This is a genomic window from Piscinibacter sp. (assembly GCF_047600445.1).
GTDB lineage: Bacteria > Pseudomonadota > Gammaproteobacteria > Burkholderiales > Burkholderiaceae_C > Piscinibacter.
Genome location: NZ_JASGKT010000002.1, coordinates 1,537,720 through 1,553,588 on the forward strand (window position 1 = coordinate 1,537,720; position 15,869 = coordinate 1,553,588).

Sequence of the window (15,869 nt, forward strand, 5' to 3'; positions counted from 1 at the left end):
TCCACTCCTGGCATGCCCTTCGACTTCGCCTCCGTCAGCGCGCCCTTCCGCATGCAGCCCGGGCTGCGCGCGCTGGCGCCCGAGGCGGCGCAGCTCACGCCGATCCACCCCGGCGATCGCGCCTTCGCCGAGAAGCTGGCGGTGCTGACACACCACGCCGACCAGGCGCTGCTGGTGCAGCCCGGTTTCGATGCGGCGCCGGCACTGGCCGCGCTGATGGCGCAGGCGGCGCGCGAGCACCCGCAGGCCTGGCACGAGGCGCGGACGCGGCTGCCCGCCGAGCCGGCCGTCGCCGCCTGCCTGGCCGCCCTGAGCGACGCCTGGCGGCTGCCCGCGCTGCTGAGCCTCTCCTTCGCCGAGGACTTCGCGATCATCGACGGCGCCAGCGCGCGCATCCCCTGGCTGGCGGTGTGCCTGCCCTCGCAGTGGTCGCCGCAGGACAAGGTCGGGCGTCACTTCGCCGAGGTGCACGCGCCGGTGGCCGACAACCGGCTGCTGCTGGCCGCCGGCGACCATCTGGCGCGCCTGGTCACCGGCACGCAGCGCTGGGAGCGTTTCGTCTGGACCATCGTGCCCGAGCCGCGCCTGGACATGCATCCGGCGCGCGTGGGTCCGCCGCATTGGCGCGACGCGGCCGAGGCCTTCTTCCGCACCGAGCGCCAGACCTTCATCCCGCTGCCCGAGGCGCGCCAGGCGGTCTTCACGATCCACGTCGAGAGCCGGCCGCTGGCCGAGGCGATCGCCACGCCCGGACAGGCCGCCGCCGTGCACGCCGCGCTGGCCTCGATGAGCGAGGCGGTGCTCGCCTACCGCGGCCTGAGCAGCGTGCGCGGGCGGCTGCTGGACTGGCTGGCCTCGCGCATGGCATGAAAACCGCGCCCATCGTCGCCGCCGACATCGTGCCCTCGCCCGAGGGCCTGCCCTTCGCCGCCGCATTCGGCGACGTCTACCACCCGCGCGGCGGCGCGCTCGATCAGGCGCGCCACGTCTTTCTCGCCGGCAACGGCCTGCCCGAGCGCTGGCGCGGCCGCGAGCGCTTCGTCATCGCCGAGACCGGCTTCGGCCTGGGCAACAACTTCCTCGCCGCGTGGCAGGCCTGGCGCGACGATCCGCAGCGCAGCGAGCGGCTCGACTTCGTTGCGGTGGAACTGCATCCGCCGCGCGCCGACGATCTTTTGGCATGGCCGCGCGACGCGGCCGTGCAGGAACTCGCGGCGCAACTTCATGCGCAATGGCCGCTGCTCACGCCCGACCTGCACCGCCTCGAATTCGAAGGCGGCCGCGTCACGCTGCACCTCGCCTTCGGCGACGCGGCGCAGTGGCTGCCCGAATGGGTGGCCAGCGTCGACGCCTTCTTCCTCGACGGCTTCGCGCCCGACCGCAACCCGGCGATGTGGGACGCGCGGCTGTTCAAGTCGCTGGCGCGGCTGGCCGCGCCGGGCGCGACGGCGGCCACCTGGTCGTCGGCGCGAGCGGTGCGTGATGCGCTGCGCGGCGCCGGTTTCGAGGTGAACAAGACCCCCGGCCGCGGCGGCAAGCGCGAGATCACGCTGGCGCGCTTCGTGCCGCCGCCGGCCGCCGCGCGGCGCGTGCCGCCGGGCCGGCCGCGCGGGCGCGGCGTAGCGCGCAAGGCGTTGATCGTCGGCGCCGGCCTGGCCGGCTGCGCGGCCGCCTGGGCACTGGCCGGGCAAGACTGGCAATGCGAACTGTTCGACCGCCACGCCGAGCCGGCGCAGGAAGGCTCGGGCAATCCCGGTGGGCTGTTCCACGGCATCGTCACACCCGACGACGGCGCGCATGCGCGCTGGCACCGCGCCGCCGCGCTCGCGTTCGCGCCGGTGGCGCGCGCCGCGGTGGCTGCCGGCGTGCCAGGCGCGGTCGATGGCCTGCTGCGGCTGGAATACCAACTGCGCGACGTGGCGGCGATGCAGGAACGCCTGCGGCGCCTCGGCCTGCCGCCGGCCTACGTCGAGGCGCTGCCGGCCGGCGTGGCCTCGGCGCGCGCCGGCGTCACGCTGCGCGACCCGGCGTGGTTCTTTCCCGGCGGCGGCTGGATCGCGCCGCGCGGCCTGGCGGCCTGGCTGCTGCGTTCGGCCGCCAGGCCGGTGGCATGGCATGGCGGCGTGCAGGTCGATGCGCTGCGCCGCGACGGCGCGCAATGGTGCCTGCTCGACGCCGCCGGCCGCGAACTCGCGCGCGCACCCACTGTTGTGCTCGCCAATGCCGGCGACGCGCTGCGCCTGCTCGATGCGCCGGACTGGCCGGTGCAGGCGGTGCGCGGCCAGGTGGCTGTCGCGCCGGCCGCCGGCATGCTTCTGCCGAAGCTGCCGCTGGCCGGCGCCGGCTACGTGCTGCCGCCCGTGGGCGATCGCGCCGTGTTCGGCGCGACCGCGCGGCGCGGCGATGTCGATGCGGCGGTGCGTGAGACCGACCACGTGGAGAACCTCGCCAAGCTCGCGCGCCTGCTCGGGAATGAATCATCCGTTCGCCCTGAGCTTGTCGAAGGGCGCCCGCGTGGCGCGGCAGGGCTTCGACGAGCTCAGCCCGAACGGGAGTCGAGCCTCGTTCACGAACTGCAAGGCCGCGTCGGCTGGCGCTGCACGGCGCTGGACCGGCTGCCGCTGATCGGCGCCGTGCCCGACGCCAGCGCGTCCGGCGTCGGCTCGGCCGACCAGCCGCGCCTGCTGGCGCGCCGCGAGAGCTTGTTCGTGTTCGCCGCGCTGGGCTCGCGCGGCATCGTGCAGTCGGTGCTGGGCGCGCGGCTGCTGGCGGCCTGGGTGACCGGCGCGCCCGCGCCAGTGGCGGCGAGCCTGATGGATGCCGTCGACCCGGCGCGCTTCGCGGCGCGCTCGCGCCGCAAGGGGCTCAGTTCGAACCGGGCTGCGCCGGCTGGGGCGCCGTGAGTTCGTCGGCGTCGTCCTCGGGCGCCGCCTCGCCCTCGCCGTCGGCGCCCGTGCCGCCGCCGGCCTTGCGCGCGGCTTTCTCGCGCGCCTTCTCTTCCTTCTTGTTTTTCTTCGCCAGCTCGCGCTGTCGCTTCTCGTACGAATAGTTGGGTTTGGCCATGCGCGCTGTTTCCTTTCCTGGGAGGCGCCTGGCGGCGCCCGATATCGCGAGGTTACGCGCTTTTGCCGGCGCTGCGCCGCGAACAGCGCTCAGAAATCGAGAGTCTTCACGCCTTGTGCCGTGCCGAGCAGGCAGACGCTGGCACGGTGCCGTGCGAAGATGCCCACCGTCACCACGCCCGGCCACTGGTTGATTTCCCGCTCCAGCGCCAGCGGGTCGGTGATGGCCAGGCCGCGCACGTCGAGGATGAGGCCGCCGTTGTCGGTCACCACGCCTTCGCGCAGCGCCGCGTCGCCGCCCAGCGCCGCGAAGCGCCGCGCCACCTGCGCGCTGGCCATCGGGATCACTTCCACCGGCAGCGGGAAGCGGCCTAGCGTGTCCACCAGCTTGGATTCGTCGGCGATGCAGACGAAGCGCTCGGCCAGGTCGGCGACGATCTTCTCGCGCGTCAGCGCCGCGCCGCCGCCCTTGATCATGTGGCCGCCGCGGTCGATCTCGTCGGCGCCGTCGATGTAGACCGGGATGCGCTCGACGCCGTTGCTGTCCAGCACCGCGATGCCGTGGGCGCGCAGCCGCTGCGTGCTCTTCTCGCTGCTGGACACCGCGCCGGCGATGCGATCCTTGAGGGTCGCCAGCGCGTCGATGAAGCAGTTGACCGTCGAGCCGGTGCCGACGCCGACCACCTGGCCCGGTTGCACGTAGGCCAGCGCGGCCTGGCCGACGAGGGCCTTGAGTTCGTCCTGGGTCATGGCGTGGGCGTTCGGCGCGTAGGGGTTTGCGACAATCGCGCGATTATCCAGGACGCCCACCCGACCCCGCATGGCCCTCGTTCCCTACCCGCTCGCCCGCACCGTGCTGTTCGGCCTCGACCCCGAGGATGCGCACGACCTGACGTTGGCCGCGCTGGCGCGCATCCAGCACACGCCGCTGGCCTGCGTGGTCGCGCAGCCGCGCGTCGACGATCCGGTGACGCTGGCCGGGCTGCGCTTCCCGAACCGCATCGGCCTGGCCGCCGGCCTGGACAAGAACGGCCGCTGCATCGACGGCCTGGGCGCGATGGGCTTCGGCTTCGTCGAGGTCGGCACCGTGACGCCCCGGCCGCAGCCTGGCAATGCGAAGCCGAGGCTGTTCCGCCTGCCCGAAGCGCGCGCGCTGATCAACCGGCTCGGCTTCAACAACGACGGGCTCGACGCCTTCGTCGCCAACGTGAAGCGCGCGGGTTTCCGCGCGCAGGGCGGCATCCTGGGCCTGAACATCGGCAAGAACGCCGCGACGCCGATCGAGCGCGCGGTGGACGACTACCTGCTCGGCCTGGCCGGCGTCTACCCGCACGCCGACTACGTGACGATCAACATCTCCAGCCCGAACACGCAGAACCTGCGCGAGCTGCAGGGCGACGCGGCGCTCGACGCGCTGCTGGGCGCCATCACGCAGCGCCGCGAGGCCTTGCAGCGCGAGCACGGCCGCGCCGTGCCGCTGTTCGTGAAGATCGCGCCCGATCTCGACGAGGCGCAGGTCAAGCTGATCGCCGCGACGCTGAACCGCCACGGCATCGACGGCGTGATCGCGACCAACACGACGATCGCGCGCGACGCCGTCAGGCACCTGATGCACGGCGCCGAGGCCGGCGGCCTGTCGGGCGCGCCGGTGCTGGAGGCGAGCAACCGAGTGATCCGCGCGCTGCGCGCCGAGCTGGGCGGCGGCTACCCGATCATCGGCGTGGGCGGCGTGATGAGCGCGGCCGACGCGCTCGCCAAGCGCGAAGCCGGTGCGGACCTCGTGCAGATCTACACCGGCTTCATCTACCAGGGCCCGCCGCTGATCACCGAGGCGGCGCAGGCCCTGAAGGCGCGGGGCTGAGCCCCTGAGCCTTACTGCAGCGTCACGCCCGTCTTGGCCTGAACCTCCTCGCGCGTCACGCCCGGCGCGAGTTCGACGAGCTTCAGCCCGTGCGGCGTCACGTCGAGCACGGCGAGGTCGGTGATGATGCGGTCGACCACGCCCAGGCCGGTCAGCGGCAGCGTGCACTGCGGCAGGATCTTCAGGTCGAAGCCGCCGTCCTTCTTCTTCGCGACGTGCTCCATCAGCACGACCACGCTCTTGACGCCGGCCACGAGGTCCATCGCGCCGCCCATGCCCTTGACCATCTTGCCCGGGATCATCCAGTTGGCGAGGTCGCCCTTCTCGCTGACCTGCATCGCGCCGAGGATGGACAGGTTGACCTTGCCGCCGCGGATCATCGCGAAGCTGTCGTGGCTGCCGAAGATGCTCGAACCCGGCAGCGTGGTGACGGTCTGCTTGCCGGCGTTGATCAGGTCGGCGTCGACCTCGGCCTCGTCGGGGAACGGGCCGATGCCCAGCATGCCGTTCTCGCTTTGCAGCCACACCTCGATGGCCGGGTCGACGAAGTTGGCCACCAGCGTCGGCAGCCCGATGCCGAGGTTCACGTAGAAGCCGTCGGCGAGTTCGCGGGCGGCGCGCGCCGCCATTTCATCGTGGGTCCAGGCCATCGTCAGGCTCCCTTCGGGTTCTGCTTGGTGGTGCGCTTCTCGATGCGCTTCTCGGGTTTGGCGTTGAGCACGAGGCGGTGCACGTAGATGCCCGGCAGGTGCACGGCATCGGGGTCGAAGCTGCCGGTCTCGACGATCTCCTCCACCTCGACGACGCTGACGCGCCCGGCCATGATCGCGGCCGGATTGAAGTTGCGCGCGGTGCGGCGGAAGATCAGGTTGCCGCTCTTGTCGGCCTTCCAGGCCTTGGCCAGCGCGACGTCGGGCACCAGGGCGCGTTCCATCACGTAGGTGTGGCCGTCGAACTCGCGCAGCTCCTTGCCCTCGGCCACCAGCGTGCCGACGCCGGTGCGTGTGAAGAAGGCCGGGATGCCGGCGCCACCGGCGCGCAGCCGCTCGGCCAGCGTGCCCTGCGGCGTGAACTCCAGCTCCAACTCGCCGGCGAGGTACTGGCGCTCGAACTCCTTGTTCTCGCCGACGTAGCTCGAGATCATCTTCTTGATCTGGCGCGTCTCGAGCAACTGGCCGAGGCCGAAGCCGTCGACGCCGGCGTTGTTCGAGATCACCGTGAGGTTCTTCGCCTTCGAGTCGCGCAGCGCGGCGATCAGCGCCTCGGGGATGCCGCACAGGCCGAAGCCGCCCACGGCGAGCAACTGCCCGTCGTGCACGATGCCTTCGAGCGCCTTGGCCGCGCTCGGGTACACCTTGTTCATCGAAACGTCTCCTGGGTGGGATAGGAAGCGGGCGAAGCGTACTACGTATGGCATTACGTAGGCGCTACGTAGAATTGACTAATGACTACCCCGCAGTCGGCTGCACCTCAGTCGGCCATCGACTACCGCACCGCCTTCGACCTCGCGCCGGTGGGCATGGTGCTGTCGCGCCAGCGGCTGATGGTCGACTGCAACCGGCAGGTGCTGGCGATGTTCGGCGCCGAGCGCGAGCAGTTGGTCGGCCAGAGCTTCGAAGTGCTCTACCCCACGCACGACGAATTCGAGCGCACCGGCGAGCGCATCGCCGCGAGCCTGGACCGCCAGGGCTGGTACAGCGACGAGCGTGTGATGAAGCGCCTGGACAACGCCGGTGGCGCGCAGCGCGGCGAGCTGTTCTGGTGCCACGTCTCGGGCCGCGCGCTCGACCCGGCGCGGCCGCACGCCGCCGGCATCTGGGTGTTCGAGGACCTGTCGGCGCGGCGGCGGCTGGCGGTCGACCTGACGCCGCGCGAACGCGAGATCGCCGCGCTGCTGATCGAGGGGCTGACCAGCAAGCTGATCGGCAAGCGGCTGGATATCAGCCCGCGCACGGTGGACGTGTATCGCGCCCGGCTGATGAAGAAGCATCGGGCGGCGACGACGCCGGAACTGGTGCAGAAGTTGTTGCGGGCTTGATGTTCGCGGCCTGAGGCATGCATGGGCTGGGGCGGCAAAGGGCCGTCCGGGGCGCCCGCGGCGCTTCGATGAGGCGGTCGGCTGCGCCGACTGCCCTGCGGTGCTCGGGCTTGCGGCCCTGCCGCGGAACTCACTACGCTCACTTCGTTCGCTGCGTTCAAACACCCGCGGCAAGCATGAGGACGAAGCGCGCGAGTACGCGCGCGGGCCACAAGCCCTGCGCTTCTCGGCGCCTCATAGGCGCGCCGCGAGCGCCCCGGACGGTCCTTTGCTGAATCAGCGATGGCATGCCATCTTCCGCACACCACCATTGGTTCAGCGCGGCAGGCGCGGCCCCGTGGGGGCGATTTGGGGGCGGCGAGAAGCGCAGGCACCGGGGTCGGCGCGCGTACCCGCGCGCTTCGTCCTCATGCTCGTCGCGGGTGTTTGAGCGCAGCGGGCAAGGCCCGCGCAGCGAGTTCCGCGACGCGGCCCCGGTGTCGAGCATCGCAGCGAAGTCGGTGCGCAGCACCGACCGCCACCGCATGAGCCCCCACGGGGCCGCGCCTGCCGCGCCGCTCGGTGCCGCGCACGCCGTCAGCTATTCGGCCGCCGCCGCCACAACCTCGCGAATCCGCTCCGGCAGCGGCACCGACTTCTGCTTCGGAAAGTCGACCCACACCGTCTTCGCCCCGCCCTCGGTGCAGATCACGCCGGGCTGGTCGGTGCGCTCCAGCGTCATGTAGGTGTCGAAGCTGGTGCGCCCGGGGTTGGCGACGTAGTGCTTGGCCAGCACCTCGCCCGGGTATTCGAGCTGGCGGATGAAGCTGCAGAAGGCGTTGACGATCACCGGCCCCACGTCCTGCGGCCCGGGCAAGGTGCCTATCGTCTCGAACCAGGCGATGCGCACGGTCTCGAAATAGCGGAAGTAGATGGTGTTGTTGACGTGGCCCATCGCGTCCATGTCGCCCCAGCGGATCGGGATCACCATCTGGTGCACCAGCTTCTTTTGCTCGGGCAGGTGGAATCGCAGCATCGTCTCGTTCCTCGTCAGGGCCTGGCGACGCCCAGCTCGGCGTAGAGCCGCTCGACCAGCGCGCGCAGTTCGTTGACCTCGGCCTTCAGCGCGGCGATCTCGCTGCTGGCGACGATGTCGTCGGTGGCCGCCGGCAGTGCGCTCAGGTCCACCGCGCCGGCCAGCAACTGCGTCCAGCGCGGCTCGCGCGCGCCGGGGGCGCGCGGCAGCTTGAGCGCCAGCGCGCCGCCCTTGTCGTCGGGCCGCGCGGCGAGTTCGTCGAGGAAGGCTTCCACCGACGACGTGTCGGCGAAGCGGTGCAGCCGCTCGCAGTTCGTGCGCAGCTCGGAGGCCGTCTGCGGCCCGCGCAGCATCAGCACCGCCAGCAGCGCCACCGCCTGCGAGGGCACGCCCAGCGCGCGGCCGAGGTTGTGCTCGTAGCGCGCCACGCGCGAGCCGCTGCTCTCGAAGACGAGGCTGAGCACGCGCAGCGAATCGACGGCGTCCTGCACCTCGGCCTCGCTCGCGCTGAGCACCGGGTCGCGCGCGGTCTTCTGGTTGCAGCCCAGCGTCAGCGCGTTGAGCGACAGCGGGTAGCTGTCGGGCACGGTGTGCTGCTTCTCGACCAGCACGCCGAGCACGCGGGTCTCGAGCAGCGACAGCGTTCTCACACCGCGAAGCCGTCGTCCGCCTGGATCACGGCGCCGTTGATGAAGTGGCTCTCGTTGGCCACCAGCATCAGCAGCGCGGTGTCCAGGTCCTGCGGCTGGCCGACGCGCTTGCGCGGCAGCATGTCGACGAGCTTCCTGCCCTGCTCGGTCTGCCAGTGGTGGTGGTTGATCTCGGTGTCGATGTAGCCGGGGCAGATGGCGTTGACGTTGATGCCGAAGCGGCCCCATTCGAGCGCCATCGAGCGCGTCATGTGGATCACCGCCGCCTTGCTCATGCAGTACACGCCGATCTGGCCCAGCACGCGCAGTCCGGCCATCGAGGCCACGTTGACGATGCGCCCGCCGGTGAAGGTGCCCGGCGCCGCGCCCTTGGCGCGCGCCAGCATGCGCTTGCCGACCTCCTGCGCGACGAAGAAGGCGCCCTTGGTGTTGGTGTCGAAGACGAAGTCGTAGTCTTCCTCCGTCACGTCGACCAGCTTCTGCGTGGTGCTGACGCCGGAGTTGTTGACCAGGATGTCGATCGTGCCCATCTCGGTCTCGGCGTGCGCCACCGCGGCCTTGATGCTGGCCAGGTCGGTCACGTCGAGCGCCACCACGTGCGCGTCGCCGCCGTCGGCCTCGATCTCGGCGCGCAGCGTCTTGAGCCGCTCGACGCGCCGCCCCGCCAGCACCACCGCGCAGCCGGCGCGGGCCAGGGTCTTCGCGAACTGCGTGCCCAGGCCGCTCGACGCGCCGGTGACCAGCGCCACGCGGCCGGAAAGATCGATGCTGTAGCTCATGCCTGCCCTCTCGTTTGATCTGCGATTGGCGGGCGACGATAGCACGCAGCCTCGCGGCCCCGCGCGTGTCGCATCGGTGACTCGAGCATCGAGTCCAAGTCATCGAACGATCGTGCTTTTTTGTTTTTTCACCCCGTAGAATCGTGCGCAGTCCGATCCACTTCGATCCACTGGACACACGATGAGCCCGCAACAGATCCTCGAACAGTTCGGCCCGCGCGAAGCGATGGAATACGACGTCGTCGTCGTGGGTGCCGGCCCCGCCGGCTTGGCCACCGCGATCCGCCTGAAGCAGTTCGCCGCGCTCGAAGGCGGCGAGGTCTCGGTGGTGGTGCTGGAAAAGGGCTCCGAGCCCGGCGCGCACATCCTGTCCGGCGCGATCATGGATCCGCGCGCGATCACCGAGCTGTTCCCGACGTGGAGCGAGATGGACGCGCCGCTGAAGCAGGAAGTCGCCTGCGACCGCTTCCTGTTCCTCGACGAGCACGGCGCCAAGGCCACGCCCGAATGGCTGCTGCCCGACTGCTTCAAGAACCACGGCAACTACATCGTCAGCCTCGGCAACGTGACGCGCTGGCTGGCGCAGCAGGCCGAGGCGCTGGGCGTGGAGATCTTCCCCGGCTTCGCCGCCGCCGAGGTGCTCTACAACGACGACGGCTCGGTCAAGGGTGTGGCCACCGGCAACATGGGCGTGGGCAAGGACGGCGAGCCGACCGAGAACTTCCAGCTCGGCATGGAGTTGCACGCCAAGTACACGATCTTCGCCGAGGGCGCGCGCGGGCACCTGGGCAAACAACTGATCGAGCGCTTCAAGCTCGACGCCGGACGCGACCCGCAGAGCTACGGCATCGGCCTGAAGGAGCTGTGGGAGATCGACCCGGCCAAGCATCAGCCCGGCCTGGTGATCCACACCGCCGGCTGGCCGCTGGACAGCGCCACCTACGGCGGCTCGTTCCTCTACCACGCCGAGGACAACAAGGTCGCGCTCGGCTTCGTCGTCGGGCTCGACTACGCCAACCCCTGGCTCAGCCCGTTCGAGGAATTCCAGCGCTGGAAGACACACCCCGAGATCCGCAAGTACCTCGAAGGCGGCAAGCGCGTCGCCTACGGCGCGCGCGCCATCACCGCCGGCGGCATCCTCAGCCTGCCCAAGACGGTGTTCAAGGGCGGCGCGCTGGTCGGCTGCGACGCCGGCTACCTGAACGCCAGCCGCATCAAGGGCAGCCACGCGGCGATCAAGACCGGCATGCTGGCCGCCGAGGCGGCCTACGCCGCGCTCAAGGCCGGCCGCGCGTACGACGAGCTGAGCGACTACCCCAAGTCCTTCGAGGAAAGCTGGCTGCACGAGGAACTCGACCGCGCGCGCAACTTCAAGCAGTGGTTCAAGAAGGGCCGCAACACCGCGACGCTGATGACCGGCGTCGAGCAGTGGCTGCTGCCGCGCCTGGGCTTCAAGGCGCCGCCGTGGACGCTGCACCGCGCGGCGCCCGACCACACCTACCTCAAGCCGGCCGCCGAGTGTCCGCCCATCACCTACCCCAAGCCCGACGGCAAGCTCACCTTCGACCGCCTCAGCTCGGTGTTCATCAGCAACACCAACCATGAGGAGAACCAGCCGGCGCACCTGACGCTCAAGCGCGCCGACGTGCCGGTGGACGTCAACCTCGCGACCTACGCCGGCCCCGAGAGCCGTTACTGCCCGGCCGGCGTCTACGAGTTCGTCAAGAACGACGACGGCTCCGACCGCCTGCAGATCAACGCGCAGAACTGCGTGCACTGCAAGACCTGCGACATCAAGGACCCGACGCAGAACATCGTCTGGGTCACGCCCGAGGGCGGCGGCGGGCCGAACTATGCCGGGATGTGAGCGCAGCGAGCAGGCCCGGCGCCGCCTGATTCACGCTGGGATGTGAGGCTCAACGGCGCGCCGCATAGACCTGCGCGCCGTTCACCGCCAGCATCTGCTGCACCAGCGGCGCGCGCGCCTTGTCGGCCCAGTAGGGGTGCGCGAGGTCGATCACCATGAAGGGGCACGGCAGCTCGATGCGTTCGCGCAGCTCGGCCCACCAGCTCTGCGCGTCGGGCTGGCCCAGGCCCTTGGCGCGCTCGATGATCACCAGGCAGAAGCGCCAGTTCGGCGCCGCCGCGTCGACCTTGCGCACGACGTAGGCGCGCGCCGCGGCGCGTTCGCCGCGCAGCAGGTCCTGCAAGGAGCGCAGCACGCGGCGGCTGAGCTGCGCCGGCTCGAAGTGCTGCGGCCCCTCGAAATCGTGCAGCGCCTGCATCGCCGCGGTGGCCTCGGCGTCGCGCTGCTTCAGCAGCTCGCGCCACTTCTTCAGCTCGTCGAAGCGCTCGCGCCGCTCCAGCCAGGCCTCGCGGCGCTGCGCCGCGCTGAAGGCCCAGGGGTTGTTGCCGGCCTCGGCGACGCCGCGCAGCAGCTCGGCGCCCTCTTCGCCGCGCGCGTCCGAGGCGTCGTCGATCAGCAGCATGCCCAGCTCGTAGCGGCCGGCCAGGTTGTCGGGGCGCTGCTCGACCAGAGCGCGCAGCACCGACTCGCCGGCCGCGTCGCCGTCGAGCAGCCGCGCGGCGTGCGACCACAGCAGGTGGTCGTCGGGGTCGATCGCGCCGGTGCCGCTCTCCTGGCGCAGCTCGTCCATCAGGTGGCGCTGGCCGTTGGCGTAGCGGTGCCGCTCGCTCCACGAGCGGCCCGCCTCCTCGCGCCAGCGTGCGTCCAGGCGCGCGATCCAGTCCTTCAGCGCGCCGCCCAGCAGCGCCTGCGCGGCCGAGGTTTCGGCGGCGCGCGGCAGGCCGGGCTTGAGCTCGGCGAAGGCGAGCCGGTCGCGCAGCGAGGGGTGCGTGTCGTCGACGTCGGACAGGCGCTTCAGCCCGTCGGCCAGCCAGGTGTTGGCCTTGGCGTGCGACAGGCTGGCCGGCATCGCGTCGCGCAGCAGCCGGTACGGCCGCTCGGCGGCCGGCGACGGCGCGTTCGCCGCGCGGCGCCACAGCGCCGGCCAGAACTCCTCCTCGAGGTAGCGCGACTGCACCTCGATCGCCTGCAGGCCCTCGCCGCTGGCCTGCGCCCCGGCGATGCGGTGCGCGGCGCGGTCGGCCTCGTACTCCTGCTGGCGCGACAGCACGAAGGCGCGCGCGTTGAAGCGCGGGAAGAAGTGGCGGAAGAAGAACGCCAGCGCCAGGTCGGCGACGTTGCCGCCCAGGCTGGCTCGCTCGCGCGCCAGCGCCAAGAGGTACCAGCTCCGCCGCGTGCGGTAGATCCACTGGCCGAGCTTGCCGTGCGCGCCGCGCAGGTGGCCGAACTCGTGCGCGATCACCGCGCCGAGCTGGCGCGTCGACAGGCCCATCATCAGCGGCAGGCCGAGCACCAGGTGGTTGCGGTGCCAGCCGAGCAGGCCCAGGCGCGGCTGCTGCCACACCGCGGCGTTCAGCTCGCCGTCGATCAGCACGCGGTCCGGCCGCGGCGCGCCGGTCTTGCGGCGCAGCGTCTCGATCAGTTCGAACAGGCGCGGCGCCTCCTGCGGCGTCACCGCCAGGCCCTGCGGCGCCTCGGGGCGCATCCACAGCGCGCGCAGCAGCGAGAACATCAGCGAGGCGCAGCCGAGCACCAGCATCAGCTTCCAGCCGGCCACGCGGCCGTGCAGCAACTGCGCGCCGCCCCACACCAGGCCCCAGGCCGAGGCCGCCAGCGTCAGCAGGATGGCGGCGTAGCCGAAGGCCGCCAGCGCGAAGGTCAGGCGCGCGAAGCGCACCGGGTCGTCGCGGCTGTCGTGTTCGTAGCGGGCGACCAGGCGCCGGAAGGAGGCGTCGTCCATCGTCGGGTGGCGTTGCGGCCGGCCATCTTGACGCGGCGCGGCTTCGTTCACTTTGTCACGCGGCCGCGGCGTCGAGTTGTTCACACATTCACACCGGGCGCTGCGTGCCGGCCGATACACTGCCGGGCATGGTTTTGCTGACCCGCCGACGCTCGCTCGCCGCCTTCGCCGCCCTTGCCGCCTCCCCGGTGATCGTCCAGGCCCGCGCCGGCGGATCGCGCGCGCTGAGCTTCAAGCACCTGCACACCGGCGAGGCGCTCGAGGTCGAGTACTTCAGCGCCGGCCGCTACCTCGACGACGCGCTGGCCGCGGTGAACCACCTGCTGCGCGACTTCCGCAGCGGCGAGGCCGGCACGATGGACCCGGCGCTGCTCGACCTGCTGCACGCGCTGCGCGAGCGCACCGGGGCGCAGGCGCCCTACCAGATCATCTCCGGCTACCGCTCGCCGGCCACCAACCGCATGCTGCATGAGCGCAGCGGTGGCGTGGCGACCAGGAGCCTGCACATGAGCGGCCAGGCGATCGACATCCGCGTCGCCGACGTGCCGCTGGCGCGGCTGCGCGACGCGGCGCTGGCGCTGCAACGCGGCGGCGTCGGCTTCTACCCGGGCTCGAACTTCGTGCACGTGGACACCGGGCGCGTGCGCGCCTGGCGCGGCTGACAATCTAGCGGCGGCGCGCCGCCAGGCGCTTCTCCAGCGCGGCGTCGTGGCGGTAGATGTCGTCGGCGAAGCGCAACTGCCCGTCGTCGGGCGACACCATCGCGGTCAGGTAGTACAGCAGCACCGGCACCGGCGCGCCGAGGTTCACCTGCTGCGTGCGCGCGCCGTTCATCGCCGCGTCTATCGCCTCGCGCGTCCAGGCCGGCTGGTCGCGCAGCAGCCACTGCGCCAGCGCCGGCGGGTCGGCCACGCGCACGCAGCCGTGGCTGAAGTCGCGCCGGCTGCGCGAGAACATCTCGCGCGAGGGCGTGCCGTGCAGGTAGACGCTGGCCTCGTTGGGAAAGATGAACTTCACCAGGCCGAGCGAGTTCTTCGGCCCCGGCCGCTGGCGCACGCGCATCGCCTCGCCCTCGCCGGAGACCACTTCCATGTCGTGGCGCGCGAGGTAGTTCGGGTCGCGCTCGATGGCCGGCAGGATCTCGTTGCGCACGATGGAGCGCGGCACGTTCCAGTACGGGCGGAACACCAGGTGCGTCATCTGGTGCGAGAACACCGGCGTCTGCGTGCGCATCGCGCGGCCGACGATCACGTCCATCGCCAGCGCGGGCGCGGCGCGGTCGGCGTCGGCGCCGGCATCCCAGGCCCACAGGCGGAACATCGGGATGTTGATCGCCACCAGCGGTCGGCCGGCCAGCGGCGGCAGCCAGCGCAGCCGCTCCATCGACAGCTCGATCTGGCGCAGGCGCCGCGCCGGAGCGATCTTGTCGTCGGCGACGACGACATCGCCGGCACGGTAGCGCGCCAGCATCTCGCGCAGCCGGCGGTACTGCGTCGGCGCGGGTGTCAGGCGCTCGACCGCCGGCGCGAGGCGGCCGGCGGCGATGGCCTCGTGCAGCGCCTGCGCGACGAAGGTCTCGTCGGGCAGCGGCGTGCCGACGCCGAAGCCGAGGTCGCGCGGCCGCACACGGCCCAGGTGCAGATCGCGCAGGTAGCGCCCGAAGGACGCTTCGACGGTGCCGTCACGGTAGTCGGCCGGGTCGAGCCCGTCGGCCGCCGCGCCGGCCAGGATCTGCCGCGCCTCGTGTTGCAGCGCCTCGCTCCACGGCGCCGGCGCCTGGGCGCGCGGTGCGCCGGCCGCGAACGCGACGGCGCCGGCCAGCAGCGCGCGTCGCCTCAATGCGGCTGTCCCCAGCGCGGCGGGCGTTTGTCGATGAAGGCCTGCACACCTTCCAGCGCGCTGTCGTCCATCATGTTGCAGGCCATGGTCTGGCCGGCGTCGTCGTAGGCGGCGGCGATGCCCTTTTCGAGCTGGCGGTAGAACAGCGCCTTGCCCATCGCCAGCGCGACGCGCGGCTTGGCGACGATGGCGCCGACCAGCGCCTCGACGGCGGCGTCGAGCTGGTCCGGCTCGGCGACGCGGTTGACCAGGCCCTTCTCCTTCGCCTCGTCGGCCGAGATGAAGCCGCCGGTGACCAGCATCTCGAAGGCCGCCTTGCGCGACAGGTTGCGGCTCAGCGCCACGCCCGGCGTCGAGCAGAACAGCCCGAGGTTGACGCCGCTGACCGCGAAGCGCGCGTCGCGGCTGGCCACCGCGAGATCGCACATCGCGACGAGCTGGCAGCCCGCCGCGGTGGCGATGCCCTGCACACGCGCGATCACCGGCACCGGCAGCTTCTGGATCGCCAGCATCACCCGCGTGCACTGCGCGAAGAGCGTCTGGTAGTAGTCGAGCGAGGGCTCGGCGCGCATCTCCTTCAGGTCGTGGCCGGCGCAGAAGGCCTTACCCGCCGCGCCGAGCACGACGACGCGCACCGACTCGTCGCGCGCGGCCGCCTCGAACTCGGCCCGCAGCGCGGCCAGCATCGCCTCCGACAGCGAGTTGAAGGCGTTCGGCCGGTTCAGCGTCAGCCGCAGCACGCCGCGCGCGTCGATGTCGCGCAGCACCAGCCTGTCGTCGTTCGTCTGCATCACGCTC

General features: G+C 71.6%; 16 protein-coding genes. 6 read left to right on the forward strand and 10 right to left on the reverse strand.

The annotated features are described in order from the left end of the window. Positions 1–12 precede the first annotated feature (12 nt). Positions 13–870, forward strand: a complete 858-nt coding sequence (locus tag QM792_RS11430; RefSeq protein ID WP_415150067.1) for a heme-dependent oxidative N-demethylase subunit alpha family protein — start codon at positions 13–15, stop codon at positions 868–870. Beyond that, positions 867–2,903, forward strand: coding sequence for a bifunctional tRNA (5-methylaminomethyl-2-thiouridine)(34)-methyltransferase MnmD/FAD-dependent 5-carboxymethylaminomethyl-2-thiouridine(34) oxidoreductase MnmC (gene mnmC, locus QM792_RS11435; RefSeq protein ID WP_415150069.1), 2,037 nt, complete (start codon positions 867–869; stop codon positions 2,901–2,903). The genes QM792_RS11430 and mnmC overlap by 4 nt, the downstream gene beginning before the upstream one ends. On the opposite strand, the gene QM792_RS11440 is transcribed toward mnmC, so the two are convergent. Together QM792_RS11440 and rpiA are read right to left on the reverse strand one after the other, a co-directional pair. Further along, positions 2,866–3,063, reverse strand: coding sequence for a hypothetical protein (locus tag QM792_RS11440; RefSeq protein ID WP_415150071.1), 198 nt, complete (start codon positions 3,061–3,063; stop codon positions 2,866–2,868). The genes mnmC and QM792_RS11440 overlap by 38 nt on opposite strands. An 89-nt stretch (positions 3,064–3,152) precedes the next feature. Continuing rightward, positions 3,153–3,812 carry a ribose-5-phosphate isomerase RpiA gene (rpiA, locus tag QM792_RS11445; RefSeq protein ID WP_415150072.1) on the reverse strand — a complete coding sequence of 220 codons (660 nt, stop codon included), beginning with the start codon at positions 3,810–3,812 and terminating at the stop codon, positions 3,153–3,155. A 70-nt stretch (positions 3,813–3,882) separates the two neighbouring features. Between rpiA and QM792_RS11450 the strand changes: the two genes are divergently transcribed. Next, on the forward strand, positions 3,883–4,923 hold the full coding sequence (locus QM792_RS11450; protein WP_415150074.1) for a quinone-dependent dihydroorotate dehydrogenase: 1,041 nt from the start codon (positions 3,883–3,885) through the stop codon (positions 4,921–4,923). Between the two features lie 11 nt (positions 4,924–4,934). Here QM792_RS11450 and QM792_RS11455 read toward each other — a convergent pair whose 3' ends face one another. Further along, positions 4,935–5,573 (reverse strand): 3-oxoacid CoA-transferase subunit B, encoded by a 639-nt coding sequence (locus QM792_RS11455; protein ID WP_415150075.1) that lies wholly within the window; start codon positions 5,571–5,573, stop codon positions 4,935–4,937. 2 nt (positions 5,574–5,575) lie between these two features. Beyond that, positions 5,576–6,286, reverse strand: coding sequence for a CoA transferase subunit A (locus tag QM792_RS11460; RefSeq protein ID WP_415150077.1), 711 nt, complete (start codon positions 6,284–6,286; stop codon positions 5,576–5,578). An 81-nt stretch (positions 6,287–6,367) separates the two neighbouring features. Here QM792_RS11460 and QM792_RS11465 point away from each other — a divergent pair, with 81 nt between their 5' ends. Next, entirely contained in the window at positions 6,368–6,961 is a 594-nt protein-coding gene (locus QM792_RS11465) for a LuxR C-terminal-related transcriptional regulator (RefSeq protein WP_415150079.1), read from the forward strand. A gap of 580 nt (positions 6,962–7,541) precedes the next feature. Here the strand turns inward: QM792_RS11465 and QM792_RS11470 are convergent. From QM792_RS11470 to QM792_RS11480, 3 genes are read right to left on the reverse strand one after another with little or no spacing between them, the layout of a single operon-like run. Further along, entirely contained in the window at positions 7,542–7,973 is a 432-nt protein-coding gene (locus QM792_RS11470) for an acyl-CoA thioesterase (protein WP_415151616.1), read from the reverse strand. A 17-nt stretch (positions 7,974–7,990) separates the two neighbouring features. Beyond that, positions 7,991–8,626 carry a YceH family protein gene (locus tag QM792_RS11475; RefSeq protein WP_415150081.1) on the reverse strand — a complete coding sequence of 212 codons (636 nt, stop codon included), beginning with the start codon at positions 8,624–8,626 and terminating at the stop codon, positions 7,991–7,993. Continuing rightward, positions 8,623–9,405, reverse strand: a complete 783-nt coding sequence (locus QM792_RS11480) for an SDR family oxidoreductase (RefSeq protein ID WP_415150083.1) — start codon at positions 9,403–9,405, stop codon at positions 8,623–8,625. Before QM792_RS11480 ends, QM792_RS11475 begins: the two co-directional genes overlap by 4 nt. Positions 9,406–9,586: 181 nt before the next feature. On the opposite strand from QM792_RS11480, the gene QM792_RS11485 reads away from it, so the two are divergent. After that, the gene (locus QM792_RS11485; RefSeq protein ID WP_415150085.1) at positions 9,587–11,272 is read left to right on the forward strand and encodes an electron transfer flavoprotein-ubiquinone oxidoreductase; all 1,686 of its coding nucleotides are present in this window, start codon (positions 9,587–9,589) and stop codon (positions 11,270–11,272) included. A 49-nt stretch (positions 11,273–11,321) separates the two neighbouring features. Here QM792_RS11485 and QM792_RS11490 read toward each other — a convergent pair whose 3' ends face one another. Beyond that, a complete protein-coding gene (locus QM792_RS11490) occupies positions 11,322–13,232 on the reverse strand; it encodes a M48 family metalloprotease (protein WP_415150087.1) in 1,911 nt (636 codons plus the stop codon). Positions 13,233–13,360: 128 nt separating this feature from the next. Between QM792_RS11490 and QM792_RS11495 the strand changes: the two genes are divergently transcribed. Continuing rightward, positions 13,361–13,894, forward strand: a complete 534-nt coding sequence (locus tag QM792_RS11495; RefSeq protein WP_415150089.1) for a DUF882 domain-containing protein — start codon at positions 13,361–13,363, stop codon at positions 13,892–13,894. Positions 13,895–13,898: 4 nt separating this feature from the next. Here the strand turns inward: QM792_RS11495 and QM792_RS11500 are convergent, their stop codons facing one another. Both QM792_RS11500 and QM792_RS11505 read right to left on the reverse strand, forming a co-directional pair. Continuing rightward, positions 13,899–15,071 carry a L,D-transpeptidase family protein gene (locus QM792_RS11500; RefSeq protein WP_415150091.1) on the reverse strand — a complete coding sequence of 391 codons (1,173 nt, stop codon included), beginning with the start codon at positions 15,069–15,071 and terminating at the stop codon, positions 13,899–13,901. Beyond that, a complete protein-coding gene (locus tag QM792_RS11505; protein ID WP_415150093.1) occupies positions 15,068–15,862 on the reverse strand; it encodes an enoyl-CoA hydratase in 795 nt (264 codons plus the stop codon). The genes QM792_RS11500 and QM792_RS11505 overlap by 4 nt, the downstream gene beginning before the upstream one ends. Between the last annotated feature and the right edge of the window lie 7 nt (positions 15,863–15,869).